The 12,552-nt window shown below is 67.6% G+C and carries 7 protein-coding genes; 5 read left to right on the top strand and 2 right to left on the bottom strand.

The genetic code is table 11. The annotated features are described in order from the left end of the window. Window positions 1-5: 5 nt before the first annotated feature. Window positions 6-2,033, bottom strand: a complete 2,028-nt coding sequence (locus ASF00_RS07220) for a TonB-dependent receptor (RefSeq protein WP_082463270.1) — start codon at window positions 2,031-2,033, stop codon at window positions 6-8. 120 nt (window positions 2,034-2,153) lie between these two features. Then, on the bottom strand, window positions 2,154-2,600 hold the full coding sequence (locus tag ASF00_RS07215; protein WP_055876320.1) for a hypothetical protein: 447 nt from the start codon (window positions 2,598-2,600) through the stop codon (window positions 2,154-2,156). Between the two features lie 165 nt (window positions 2,601-2,765). Here ASF00_RS07215 and ASF00_RS07210 point away from each other — a divergent pair, with 165 nt between their 5' ends. From ASF00_RS07210 to ASF00_RS07190, 5 genes are all read left to right on the top strand, one after another. Further along, entirely contained in the window at window positions 2,766-4,832 is a 2,067-nt protein-coding gene (locus ASF00_RS07210) for a catalase (RefSeq protein WP_055876317.1), read from the top strand. A 167-nt stretch (window positions 4,833-4,999) separates the two neighbouring features. Next, entirely contained in the window at window positions 5,000-5,506 is a 507-nt protein-coding gene (locus ASF00_RS07205; RefSeq protein WP_082463269.1) for a 2Fe-2S iron-sulfur cluster-binding protein, read from the top strand. After that, window positions 5,503-6,489 carry an FAD binding domain-containing protein gene (locus ASF00_RS07200; protein ID WP_055876310.1) on the top strand — a complete coding sequence of 329 codons (987 nt, stop codon included), beginning with the start codon at window positions 5,503-5,505 and terminating at the stop codon, window positions 6,487-6,489. The genes ASF00_RS07205 and ASF00_RS07200 overlap by 4 nt, the downstream gene beginning before the upstream one ends. Beyond that, window positions 6,486-8,834 carry a xanthine dehydrogenase family protein molybdopterin-binding subunit gene (locus ASF00_RS07195; RefSeq protein WP_055876307.1) on the top strand — a complete coding sequence of 783 codons (2,349 nt, stop codon included), beginning with the start codon at window positions 6,486-6,488 and terminating at the stop codon, window positions 8,832-8,834. The genes ASF00_RS07200 and ASF00_RS07195 overlap by 4 nt, the downstream gene beginning before the upstream one ends. Before the next feature lie 205 nt (window positions 8,835-9,039). Then, on the top strand, window positions 9,040-12,357 hold the full coding sequence (locus tag ASF00_RS07190; protein ID WP_055876304.1) for a PAS-domain containing protein: 3,318 nt from the start codon (window positions 9,040-9,042) through the stop codon (window positions 12,355-12,357). Window positions 12,358-12,552: the final 195 nt, after the last annotated feature.

Genomic DNA, 12,552 nt, shown 5'->3' with positions numbered 1-12,552 from the left:
GTGCATCAGAGCGTCAACCGGACCGCACCGAACAGCGACCGCGAATCGGCGGGCGCGTGAAGCCGCTGCGTACCGTCGTACCAGACATACTCGTAACGCTCGTTCGCGAGGTTCTTCAGTTGCGCGGATATCTCGATCTTCGGCGTCAGCTTGTACGCGACCTCGGCATTGAGGACGACGTAATCGCCGTAGCGGCCCTGCGTGTTGGCGGGATCGAGTTCGTAGCTCGACTGGCCGTTGCCCCATAAGGACAGCCGGACCTTGTGGTCGGGCGTGACGTCGAGCCCGCCCGAGAAGACGTTCTGCGGGACATGGTCGATCGCGTTGCCGGCCTGCGACGGGGTGGCGGGATCGGGCGTGACGATCCGCGCGGTCTGGTGCGAATAGCTGCCCCATAGCGCGACGGTGCGGACCGGCTTCAGGTCGAGCTGCAGATCGATCCCGCGGCGCCGTGTCCGGCCGAGATTGTCGACATCGCCGGACGGATCGTTCAGCCGTCGCTTGAGCTCGCCGCTCGCGGTCTGCTGCCACAATGCGACGCGCGCTTCGAGCCAGCGCCCGCGCGTGAGCTTGACGCCTGCTTCATAGCCTTCGTTGATCGAGGGTGCGACGTCGGTCGTCCGTGGTGGCACCAGATACGAGGCCGAGCCTGCGCCGATCTGGAAGGTGCGTCCGTAATTCGCATAGGCGGTGACGCCGGTCACGGGCTTGACCGCGACGCTCAGCTTGGGCTGGCTGATCGTGCCATAGTCGTTGATCGGCGCGGTCGTGCCCGCCAGGCGATTGGTGAAATCGCCCGCGACTCGGTCGATCCGCCAGGCGGGGGTGATCTTGAGCCAGTCGGTCGGCTCGATCACCGCCTGGAGATAGCCGCCATAGACGGTCAGCCCGAAATTCTGGTCGCGCGTCTGGCTGGTGAGCGTGCGCCGGTCGGTCAGCCAGCGCAGGCTCTTATTGTCCTGCACCTGCACGTCGCCGCCAGCCTCGATCATCAGCGCGTGGAGGAAGTCGACGCGGGGGTGGTAATGCAGCGCGGCGGTCGCGCCATATTGCCATTCCTCGGTCAGGCGCCGCTGTTGCGGGACGCCTGCGGAGTAGCGGACGTAGCGGTCGTCGTGCAGGCTGTTGGCATAGCCCTTGACGCTGAGCGCGAGCGGGTCGGCGAGATCGGCGTCGAGATGCAGGCTGTACTGGCCGATCCGTCGCGTGCCGCCATCGGTAGCCGACACCGCATAGGATCGGGTGCGGTCGGTATCGGCGTCGGCATCGGTCAGATAGCCCGGCTCCTGCGCGTGCGCGACCGAATGGCGGACGATCGCGCCGATCCGGGTGGATCCGAAATCATAGAACCATTTGCCCGCGAGATTCAGGCGATCGAGGTCGGCATGGTCGCGATACGCGTCGGTCCGCCGGTAGCCGATCAGGTAGTTCTGGCTGAACCCGCCGCGCTCCAGTCCAGCCGAGGCCTGTGCGTCGACCGTTCCGAACGCACCGCCGATCAGGCGCGCGTCGAGATAATTGCCGCCGATCCGCGTCAGGATATTGGCGTTGCCAGCGATATTGTTCAGCCCCCAGCGCGGATCGGACGTGCCGCGCACCAGTTCGATCCCGGCGACGTCGAGCGGGGAGATCATGTCGATACCGGTCATGCCGCCGGCATTGTCGTTGCTGGGTATGCCGTCGATCGTCAGCTTGACCGCGTTGATCTCGCCTTCGCCGTTGAACCCGCGGATCGAGAAGCGGCCGGACGTGGTGCCCTGGTTGAAGTCGGTCAGCACGACGCCGGGAAGGCGGGCGAACAGCTCCCACGCATTGTCGACCGACTGGCGTTGCGCGATGTCGCCGCCGAGCATGTCGACCGAGGTCAGGATGGTTTCGGTCGAGCGCGCCATGCTGCGCGCGGTGACGACGACGTCGCCGATCATGAAGCGCGTATCGGACTCGGCCCCGGTGAAGGAGGGGGCGGGGGCGGGGGTCTGCGCGGTGGCGGGCGAGGCGACGACGCAGGCGGGAACGGCGAGGGCAATGGCCATCGCCGCCCGGAACGGAGGCGGAGTAGCAAACATTATAAGTGGCTTTCGACAGGCGCGCGGCCACACAGACGCGCGTCGACAGAGGTGGCGAACCGCGCGCCCAGCGACGCGCGGTTCAGATCAGACAGTCGAAAGCAAGGTCGGTGGGCCCCGCAGCGGCGGACGCAGATGCGGCGCGCTGGGGTGGACGGGGGGACGGATCGGGCGCACGCCGGTCGCCACGACGAACGCGATCGCCGCGATCAGCAGGATCGCATCGACGCTGGCCAGCGCCTGCGCCGACAGCCCCGAGAATGCGCAGGGAAGCTCTGTCTTGCCGTGGCTGGTGGACGGATCATGGTCCGGCATCGCATGGCCGGACATGGCATGGTCGGGTGTTGTCATGTGCATGCCGCCAGACGTGGCGGTCGTGGGAGCAACGCCCGGACACAGCGTGATCGCGATATGGCCGCTCTGGTTCGCGATCATGTACCCCGTCGGCACCAGCAGCTTCATCGCCAACGCCGCCACGCACAGCCAGCGCACGAACAACGGGCAGGACCGGAAGAGGCGGCGTATAGCGAACACGGCGCACGGGTAGACTGCATTGCTGGCGGTGTCACTGAGACATCCCGTCCACCGCCCCGCCCGCCAGCTTGCGCAAGGACCCCTAATTCTTTCGCGCGCGTGGGACCCAGCCGCAGACCAAGATCGTTCACTATTTGGAACTCTGATTACTGACAAGGATTTGCAATGAGCGACCCCGCAGAGCGCAATCCCGGCAATGGTGGCGAAACGCACCAGCGCGCCGGTGGCGATGTGCCCGTTCTTACGACGAACCACGGCGTACCCGTCTCCGACAACCAGAACAGCCTGAAATCGGGCGTGCGCGGCCCCACGCTGCTCGAAGACTTCGTGTTGCGCGAGAAGATCTTCCACTTCGATCACGAGCGCATCCCCGAGCGGATCGTCCACGCCCGCGGTTCGGGCGCGCATGGCTATTTCGAGGCGACCGACGATATCTCCGACCTGACCAAAGCGGCGGTGTTCAAGAAGGGCACCAAGACCGAGCTGTTCACGCGCTTCTCGACCGTAGCCGGCGGTGCAGGCTCGGTGGACACGCCGCGCGACGTTCGCGGGTTCGCGGTCAAATTCTATACGACCGAGGGCAACTGGGATCTCGTCGGCAACAACATTCCCGTGTTCTTCATCCAGGACGCGATCAAGTTCCCCGACCTGATCCATTCGGTGAAGATGGAAGCAGACCGCGCCTATCCGCAGGCGGGTTCGGCGCATGACACATTCTGGGACTGGGCCTCGCTGACGCCGGAATCGACGCACATGCAGATGTGGGCCATGTCGGACCGCACGCTGCCGCGCTCGCTGCGCATGATGGAAGGCTTTGGCGTCCACACGTTCCAGCTCGTCAACGACGAAGGCAAGTCGAGCTTCGTGAAGTTCCACTGGAAGCCGAAGCTCGGTCTTCAGTCGACGATCTGGGACGAGACGCTCAAGCTTCAGGCCGCCGACAACGACTATCATCGTCGCGACCTGTGGGAAGCAATCGATACCGGCGACTTCCCCGAGTGGGAGCTGGGCATCCAGGTGTTCGACAAGGCTTTTGCCGAAGCGCAGCCCTATGATGTGCTCGATTCGACCAAGCTGATCCCCGAGGAGGACGTGCCCGTCCGGATCATCGGCCGGATGGTGCTCGACCGGAACCCGGACAATTTCTTCGCCGAGACCGAGCAGGTGGCGTTCCTGCCGACCAATGTCGTGCCGGGGATCGATTTCTCGAACGATCCGCTGCTCCAGGGCCGCCTGTTCAGCTACCTCGACACGCAGAAGTCGCGTCTGGGGACAACCAACTTCCATCAGATCCCGGTCAATGCGCCGCGCAACAACGCACAGAACTTCCAGCGCGACGGGATGATGCAGACCAAGGTGCCGAAGGGTCGGGCGAACTACGAGCCCAACAGCCTGTCGGTCGTCGGCGAGGACGGTGGTCCGCGCGAGTCGCCGAACGGGTTCGTCACGACGACCAACCCGACCGGTGCGGACGAGCAGGGCGAGAAGCTGCGGATGCGCGCCGAACTGTTCGGCGATCACTACAGTCAGGCGCGGCTGTTCTGGGTATCTGCGACGGACAATGAAAAGGCGCATATCGCATCGGCGTTCACGTTCGAACTGTCGAAGGTTGGCCTCGCCCATGTTCAGGCGCGCACCGTCGCCAACCTGCGCAACGTGAACGAGGAATTGGCCAAGCGCATCGCTGACGGTCTCGGTATCGAGTTGCCCGCGGCGAACCCCGCCTACCGCGAGCCGGTCGACATGCCAGCCAGCGACGCGCTGTCGATCCAAAAGTCGATGAAGGAGACGCTCGAGGGTCGCCAGGTCGGTATCCTGATCGCGGACGGATCCGACGGCGGCGAGATCGATGCGGTCGTCAAGTCGGTCGAGGCGGCCGGCGGCAAGGCCGTTCTGGTCGCGCCCAAGGTCGGCGGTGCCAAGCTCGCCGATGGCAGCAAGAAGAAGGCGCACGGGCAGCTTGCCGGCAGCCCCTCGCAAATCTTCGACGCCGTTGCGGTGGTGCTTTCGGAAGAGGGCTGCAAGGCGCTGCTCAAGGAAGGCGCAGCCGTCCAGTGGGTCATGGACGCGTTCGGACATCTCAAGGCGGTCGCAGCCAATGCGGCAGCCAAGCCGTTGCTCGACAAGGCTGGCGTCGAGCCCGATGCCGGTGTCGTCGATCTCGGCCAGATCGCGACCGCCGGCACCAAGCGCTATTGGGACCGCGAAGCCAGCGTCCGCACGCTGGCCTGATCGCCGGTTCAAATCCGGCGTGAACAAGAATGGCCGGGGGCGCAGTCGATGCGCCTCCGGTATTTTTTTGTCTCGTCGCATCGGCGAGGGTGACGGCGCTATGGTGGCGGCACGCGGCTTCGGATAAACCGCCGGCAATCAAGAGATACACGCTACAGGAGATCGCGATGTCGATGACCATCAACGGGATCACGGCCGACCCGCCCGCCGATCCGCGTGTCTCGCTGCTCGATTTCCTGCGCGAGCATCTCAATCTGACCGGCACCAAGAAGGGCTGCAACCAGGGCGCGTGCGGGGCGTGTACCGTGCTTGTCGATGGCGAGCGGATCGTGTCCTGCCTCGCGCTGGCGGTGCAATATACCGGGCGGAGCGTTACCACGATCGAGGGCCTCGCGACCGATAGCGTGCTGCACCCGCTGCAGCAGGCGTTCATCGATCATGACGGGTTCCAGTGCGGCTATTGCACGCCTGGGCAGATCTGCTCGGCGATCGGCATGGCCAGCGAGGCAAAACGCGGGCTGCCGAGCAACGTCACCGCGGATCTGTCCGCATTCGTCACCCTGACCCGCGAGGAGCTTCAGGAGCGGATGAGCGGCAATCTGTGCCGCTGCGGCGCGCATAACGGCATCATCGACGCGATCAGCCAAACCCTCGACGCGGAGCGCGTGGCATGACGCCGTTTACCTACGCCCGTGCCGACGGTGTCGCCGATGCGATCCGGCTCGGTGCGGAGCCGGCGACCGCCTATCTGGGGGGCGGCACCAACCTGGTCGATCTGATGCGCGAGACGATCGCGCGCCCCGATTGCGTGGTCGACGTCACCGGCCTGTCCGCAGAGATCGCCGAAACCGCGGACGGCGGGCTGCTGATCGGCGCCTCGGTCCGCAATACCGCGCTTGCCGAGCATCCCGCGGTGCGGATGCGCTATCCGGTGTTGGCGCGCGCGATCCTGGCGGGTGCGTCCCCGCAGATCCGCAACATGGCGACGGTCGGTGGCAATCTGCTGCAGCGGACGCGGTGCACCTATTTCTACGATACCGATGGCGCGAACTGCAACAAGCGCATGCCGGGCACAGGATGCGATGCAGCCGAGGGGTTCAACCGGATTCACGCTATCCTCGGCGCGTCGCCCGCTTGCGTGGCGACGCATCCGTCGGACATGTGCGTCGCGTTCGCCGCGCTCGATGCGACGGTGCATATCGACGGGGTCGGTGGCGCGCGGACGCTGCCCTTCGGCGATCTCCACCGGCTGCCGGGTGACCGTCCCGACCAGGATACGGTGCTGGCGCCGGGCGAGCTGATCACCGCGATCAGCCTGCCGGCTCTGCCGCTCGCGCGGCATTCGACGTATCGCAAGGTGCGCGACCGGGCGAGCTATGCGTTTGCGCTGGTGTCGGTGGCAGCGGCGCTGCGCGTCGATGACGGACGGATCGGCGACGTCCGGATCGCGCTGGGCGGCGTGGCGCACAAGCCGTGGCGCGCACTGAAGGCCGAAGCGGTCCTGCGCGGGGCGGTGCCAAGCGACGCGCTGTTCGGCGAGGCGGCGCTGGCCGAACTCGCGGACGCCCACCCGCTGCGCGACAACGGGTTCAAGATCGAACTCGTCAAGCGAACCCTCGTCGCCGTGCTGGGCGATCTTGCAGGAGCACACGCATGAGCATCGTCGATAGCGTCAAGGGTGTTGTGCAGGGCGCGGTGCAGGGCGCGATGGAGAAACTGGTACCGCTGGCGCCCGACAGCTGGATCCCGGGCGGCGTTCCCGATCCGCTGATCCGCCGCCAGCACGGCCTGATCGGGACGCCCGTCTCGCGGCTGGACGGGGCGGCGAAGGTTCAGGGTGCCGCGCGCTTTGCGGCCGAAGTGCCGCTGGCGGGCATGGTCTATGCCGCGCTCACTTATTCCACGATACCGCGCGGCCGGATCGCGACGCTCGACACCGACGCCGCCGAGGCCGCGCCGGGCGTCGTGCTGGTGATGACCCACCGCAATGCGCCCCGGATGAACACGCCCGCGGTGTTCGGGTCGTCGCCGACCGCGGCAGCGCCTGCCGACCTGCCGATCATGCAGGACGACCGGATCCACTGGAATGGCCAGCCGATCGCCGTCGTGCTCGCCGACACGCAGGAGCAGGCGGATCACGCCGCCTCGCTGGTCGTCGCCGACTATGCCGCCGAGCCGGCGCTGACATCGTTCGCCGAGGCCAAGGCCGCGGGCACCGAACCCGGTGCGTTCATGGGGCAGGCACTGAAGGTCGAGGTCGGCGATGCCGAGGCCGCGCTGAAGGCGGCGCCGCACGCGGTCGACAACGTGTACCGGACACCGCGCCACAACCACAACGCGATCGAGCCGCATGCCGCGACCGTGGTGTGGGAAGGCGACCGCCTGACGATCCACGACGCGAGCCAGCTGGTGACCGCGGCGGCGGCGACGATCGCCGACGTCTTCGACCTGGCCGCCGACCAGGTGCACGTCCTGTCGCCCTATGTGGGCGGGGGGTTTGGGGGCAAGTGCCTTTGGGACCACCAGATCCTCGGCGCGGCGGCGGCGAAGCTGGCGACGCGGCCGGTGCGGATCGCGCTGAGCCGCGAGGGCGTCTATCGGATCGTCGGCGGGCGTACGCTGACCGAACAGCGCGTGGCGATCGGTGCGGCGGCAGACGGGCACTTCCAGGCCATGATCCACGCGGGCACCACCGCGACCACGCCGCACAACGACATGCCCGAGCCGTTTATCGTCGGCTCCAAATCGGGCTATGCCGCCGACAGCGTGACGCTGTCCGTCGACGTCGTCCGGCTGAACATGCTGGCCAACACGTTCATGCGCGCACCAGGCGAGTCTGTGGGCACGTTCGCGCTGGAATCGGGGATTGACGAACTTGCGGTGGAGTTGGGGATTGATCCCATCGCGCTGCGCGTCCGCAACGAGCCCGAGACCGATCCGCTCTCCGGTCTGCCCTTCTCGTCGCGAAACATCGTCGAGGCGTGGCGCGCTGGGGCGGAGGCGTTCGGATGGGACCAGCGCCCGACCGAGCCGTGCACGCGCCGCGACGGCGAGTGGCTGATCGGGATGGGCTGCGCGACCGCGACCTACCCCTATTACCGGATGCCCGGCGGGGCTGCGCGTATCACGCTGTCGTCGTCATCGGCGGCGGCCCCCATCACCGCGATCGTCGAAGTCTCCGCACAGGAGATGGGGATGGGCACCGCGACGACGACGGCGATGGTCGCGGCCGAGCGGCTCGGACTGCCGATGGATGCGGTCGAGGTTCGCTATGGCGATTCGATCATTCCCGGCGCGATCCTCGCGGGTGGATCGCAGCAGACCGCGGCGATCGGCGCGGCGGTGATCGCCGCGCATAACGCGCTGGTGGCGGAACTGCTCAAGCTCGCGGGCAACGACTCGCCGCTCGCCGGCCTCTCCGCCGATGATGTCGGCAGCGACGATGCAGGGCTCGCCAAGCTCGACGATCCGTCGCGGCGCGAAAGCTATGCGTCGATCCTGGCGCGCGCGCAGCGCGACAGCGTCACGGTCACGCAGGAGGCGTCACAGCCGCTCGAACTGATGCACTGGTCGATGCATTCCTACGGCGCGATGTTCTGCGAGGTGCGCGTCAACAGCGTTACCGGGGAAACGCGCGTCAGCCGCTTTCTCGGGTCGTTCGATACCGGGCGCATCCTGAATCCAAAGACGGCGCGGAGCCAGTTTCGCGGCGGGATCATCATGGGGCTCGGCATGGCGTTGATGGAGGAGACGCAGTTCGACGAACGCAACGGCCGGATCATGAACCCCAGTCTCGCCGAATATCACATCCCGGTGCATCTCGACGTGCCCGAGATCGATGTGATCTGGACCGACATCGCCGACCCGCACACGCCGATGGGCGCGCACGGGATCGGCGAGATCGGCATCACCGGCGTGGCGGCAGCGGTGGCCAACGCGGTCTACAACGCCTGCGGCAAGCGCGTGCGCGACCTGCCGATCACGCTCGACAAGCTGTTGTGATACCAGGCCGTGGCGGCTCGTCCGGCCAGCGGGACGACGGTAGCGGCGATGGCATAGGCTAAGCGGGGACCGGCTCGACCCGGCTCGACAATCGACTCCGGCCTGGCGTCGCGCATCGCATGGTCGCCGCCCATCCGGATTGGCGCTATGTCTTCCGCGACCCTGCGCTGCGGCGCCAGACTGGAGCGCCTCCATCACCCGTCCGATGATCATCCTCGCCATTCTCGGGTACGGCGCGACGCTGTTCGGGATTGCGTGGGTGGTGGACCGGCGGGGCCTGTCGCGGCGCCTCGGACGAATCGCATATCCGCTGTCGCTGGCGGTCTATTGCAGCAGCTGGACGTTCTTTGGCGGGGTCGGCACCGCGGCGACGCGCGGCTGGGACTATCTCGCCATCTATCTCGGGCCGGCGCTGGTGTTCCTGCTGGCGCCCAAGTTCCTTGCGCGGCTGGTCCGGCTGGCGCGCGAGGAGGGGTCGAGCTCGATCTCGGACTTCATCTCCGCGCGCTATGGGCGCAGCCGGGGAACCGCGGCGATCGTCGCGGGGACGGCGTTGCTCGCGTCGGTGCCCTATATCGCGCTCCAGTTGCGCTCGGTTACGCTCAGCTTCGGCGCGATCGCGGGCGTCTGGAGTTCGGCGGAGGTCGGCACCTTCGTCGCGTTGCTGCTGGCGGTGTTCGCGATCCTGTTCGGTGCGCGACGGTACGAGGTGGCGGGGCGCAACCCGGGCGTGGTGGCGGCGATCGCGGCGGAATCGCTGATCAAGCTGCTCTGCTTCGTCGTGCTGGGCGTAGTGACGTTGGCGATACTCGTCGACGTGCCCGCCGCGACGCTGGCGGCACCTTTGGCCAGACTTCGGTCCGGTTTCACCTGGGGCGCGCTGACGTCCGACTTCTGGGTACGGACATTGTTGTCGGCGCTCGCGATCCTGTGCCTGCCGCGGCAATTCTATGTGGGCGTGATCGAGGCGCGCGGGCCCGACGCGGTGGCGCGGGGGCGCTGGCCGTTCATCGCCTACATGGTTGCAATATCGCTGCTGGTGCTGCCGCTGGCGCTGGCGGGGATGACGCTGTTGCCGGGCGATGCCGAGCCCGATCTCTACGTGCTGACGGTGCCGTTGCAGCGTGGCGAAAATCTGGTCGCGCTGCTCGCGTTCCTCGGCGGGTTCTCGGCGGCGACGGCGATGGTGGTAGTCGAGACGATCGCGCTGTCGACGATGGCGGCCAACGACCTGCTCGCGCCTATGCTGCTCCGGCGGCACGGCGAGGCGGGCGAGGGCGAGCTGGGCCGGCGGATGCTGCGCGTGCGGCGCGTCATTATCGCGGCGATCGTCGCGGTCGCGCTGGTGTATGGCCGCAGCCTCGGCGCGGACCTGCCGCTGGCGTCGATCGGGCTGATCGCCTTTGCGGGCGTCGCGCAGTTCGCGCCTGCGCTGATCGCGACGGTCGCGTGGAACTTCGCCAACCATAGCGCGGCGCGCGCCGGGCTGATCGGTGGCGTGGTCGTCTGGATCTACTGCCTGTTGCTGCCGTCGATCGGCGAGGGCGTCGGTCCGGCCCTGGCGCACTTCACGCAAGGGTGGCTCGATCCCGACGCGTTGCTTGGCTGGCGGATCGGCTCGCCTTTGGTCAACGGCACGGTGTGGAGCCTGGGCGTCAACGTCACGCTGATGGCCGGGCTGCATGTGATCGAACGGCATCGCGGGAACAGCGCGCTCGACCATGTCACCACGCTCGGCGAGTTGCGGATGCTGGTCGCGCGGTTCGTCGGCGATGGCGAGGCGGAGGCGATCGGTTTGGGGTCGCCGGACCTGCGGGCGCCGATCGATGGCCCGGCGGCGCGTACCGCCGAGCGGCTGATCGCGGGGGTGATCGGTGCTCCATCGGCGCGCAAGATCGTCGCGTCGAGCATTGCCGGATCGGCGATCGACGTCAGCGACGTGGTCCGGCTGCTCGACCAGCGCGGGCGCTCGCTGCGGTTCTCGCGCACACTGCTTTCGGCGACGCTGGAGACGATCGATCCGGGGGTCAGCGTGATCGATGCGGACCTGCGGCTGGTCGCGTGGAATCCGCGTTATGTCGAGATGTTCGACTATCCCGAGGGCTATGTCGTGGTCGGGCGCTCGATCGCCGACCTGATCCGCTACAATGCCGAGCGCGAGGGGGTCGGCGACATCGCGGCGCATGTCGGTCGGCGGATGGGGCATCTTGCGCGCGGAACGCCGCATAGTTTCGAGCGGCAACGGCCGTCGGGGCGGTGGATCAAGATGGTCGGGCGGCCGATGCCGGGCGGCGGGTACGTGCAGAGCTTCACCGACATCACCGCGGAGAAAGCGGCGCAGGCCGATCTCGAGGCGCGGGTGGCAGCGCGGACTCAGGATTTGGCGCAGTCGAACGCGATGCTCGGCGAGGCGCGCGCGGTGGCGGAGACCGCGACGCGCGACAAGACGCGCTTCCTGGCGGCGGCGAGCCACGATCTGCTGCAGCCGTTGCATGCCGCGCGGCTGTTCTGCGCGGCGCTCGACGAGGGCAAGGCGCCGCATCAGGCGGAGCTGGTGCGCGCGATCGACGGCGCGATCGGATCGGCGGACACGTTGTTGCGCGCGCTGCTCGACGTGTCGCGGCTCGATGCGGGAGGCGTGGTGCCTAAGGTCGAGCGGTTTGCGCTCGGCTCGCTGATCGAGGAACTGGCGACGCAGTTCCGGCCGCTTGCAGGCGAGCGGGGACTGGTACTGGCGTCGCATCCCGGTTCGTTCAGCGTCGCGACCGATCGCTCGCTGCTGCGGTCGATCCTGCAGAACTTCCTGTCGAACGCGGTGCGCTATTCCGCAGACGGGCGGATCTGGATCGGTGCGCGGCGGCGGGGCGATGATGCGTTGATCGAGGTGCGTGACAACGGGCCCGGCATCGCCGCGGCGGACCGCGAGCGGATCTTCGAGGAGTTCGAGCGGCTCGAAAGCAAGGGGAGCGCGGGTGGCGGTGTCGGTCTGGGACTAGCGATCGTCCGGCGGATCGCGCGCTTGCTGGGGGCGGCCGTGGAATTGCGGTCGGCGCCGGGGCAAGGGACGACATTTGCAGTGCGCGTGCCGATTGCGCCTGCGGGGCTTGACGTACCGCTGCCGACGCCGACCGCCACACGCGCGCTAATGCCGGGCCTGCGCGTGCTATGCCTCGACAATGACGTGACGATATTGGCGGCGCTCGACGCGGCGTTGCGTGCGCGGCGGTGCGTGCCGCTACTGGCGCGGACGATCGCCGCGGCGCTCGAGCTGGCGGCGGACGAGGAGCCCGATGTCGCGCTGGTCGACTATCATCTCGACGAGGCGGACGACGGGCTGGACGTGATCGCGCGGTTGCAGGCGATGACGCCCGCGCCGACAATCGCGCTGGTGACCGCGGACCGCGGCATTGCGGATGATCCGCGATGCACTGCGCTGGTGGTGCTGACGAAGCCGGTGGTGCCGGCGGATTTGTGGCGGTTCATCGAGAATGCGGCGGCGGCTGCGGCGGCGCGGGGGAGTTGAACCTGCGATCCTCCCCCGCCGGGGGGATGTGGCAGGCGTATGCCTGACGGAGGGGCGGAAAGGGAAACGGCCGTCGCGTATCCTCCCCCCTCCGACGCCTCCGGCGCCGACTCATCCTGGCAGGGAAGGATCGTGCGGGGGCGATCCGACACGTCATCCTGACGGAAATCAGGATCCAGGATACCGCCCTCAGCG

The organism is Sphingomonas sp. Leaf34 (assembly GCF_001421805.1).
GTDB lineage: Bacteria > Pseudomonadota > Alphaproteobacteria > Sphingomonadales > Sphingomonadaceae > Sphingomonas.
This window is presented reverse-complemented; position numbering and strand designations above follow the sequence as displayed.